We start from the raw sequence: 1,048 nt of genomic DNA, 5'->3' as shown, positions 1-1,048 counted from the left end.
TGGCGATTGAAATGACAAGACGAAGGTTCGCTTCGGTCATCTCTCGCTTGGCCTGCCGCATTTTCGCCTCGGCGGCCGTCATCTGGCGGTTGATCTGCTTGAGCTGCTGCAGCGGCAGCGAGACCCTNGCCTCGATGTCGATGAGTTTCTGCTGACAGGCCTGAATGGCTGGCAGATGTCGCTCTAGCGCCGGGCCAAACGCCCGCGAAGTCGCCGCCGTGTGGCTGGTCCATTCAAGGTCGGTCTCGCGGCCTGGGAAGGACTCAACAAAGGCCTTGCGTGGCATGCCACATCGTTCGACGGCAATATCGAGAATGCTGCGCTCGATCGCACGAACCTCGGTAACCTGTTCGTGCACGCTGGCACATAGACGGTCGATCGTTTTGGCCGTAAAGCGGATCGGCACCAGCTCGCGCTGGATCTCCGAGCGCATTTGCGCGACGGCTGCGGNACGCGCCTTTCCAGTAACGGGTGCATCCGGCAACTGCGCGAAAAGCGCACGCACGCGCGCGAAAATCGCAAGACTGTCGATCGTGAGTTGTTCCAGGCGGGTTGCGTTCGCTGCGGCGTCCGTTTCCGCGTCATCATCGTCCGGGTCATCGTCAGAGGCGTCTGCTCCCACCGGGGCTTCATCGGACTCTGGCGTCATCTCGCTTTCGTCCACGTCGTCGCTNATGCCATCGACCAGTTCGTCGATACGCAGTTCGCCGGCAACGATGCGGTCCACATCGGCAAGTATCGTGGATACGACCGACGGACACGCGGCGATCGCCTGAATCATGTCCTGCAGCCCGCCTTCGATGCGTTTTGCGATCTCGATTTCGCCCGCGCGGGTTAGCAATTCACTGGCGCCCATTTCGCGCATGTACAGCCGGACCGGATCAGTCGTGCGGCCAAATTCGGAGTCGACGGTCGACAGTGCAGCTTCCGTTTCTTCGTCCTCCTGATCGTCGGATGCCGCGGCAGGNGCGGCGTCGCTTAGCAGGAGCGTCTCAGCGTCCGGCGCCTGCTCGTACACGGCCACCCCCATGTCGCTGAACGTGCTGAC

The 1,048-nt window shown here is 62.0% G+C and carries 1 protein-coding gene; it reads right to left on the bottom strand.

Features of this window, described 5'->3' with window-relative positions:
* A partial coding sequence (locus A3A5_RS0123755; RefSeq protein WP_018312988.1) for a sigma-70 factor domain-containing protein occupies positions 1 to 1,048 on the bottom strand: 1,048 nt, incomplete at both ends.

The organism is Cupriavidus sp. UYPR2.512 (assembly GCF_000379565.1).
Taxonomy (GTDB): domain Bacteria; phylum Pseudomonadota; class Gammaproteobacteria; order Burkholderiales; family Burkholderiaceae; genus Cupriavidus.
The sequence above is the reverse complement of the archived record's forward strand: the minus strand, read 5'-3'. Positions and strand labels throughout refer to the sequence as shown.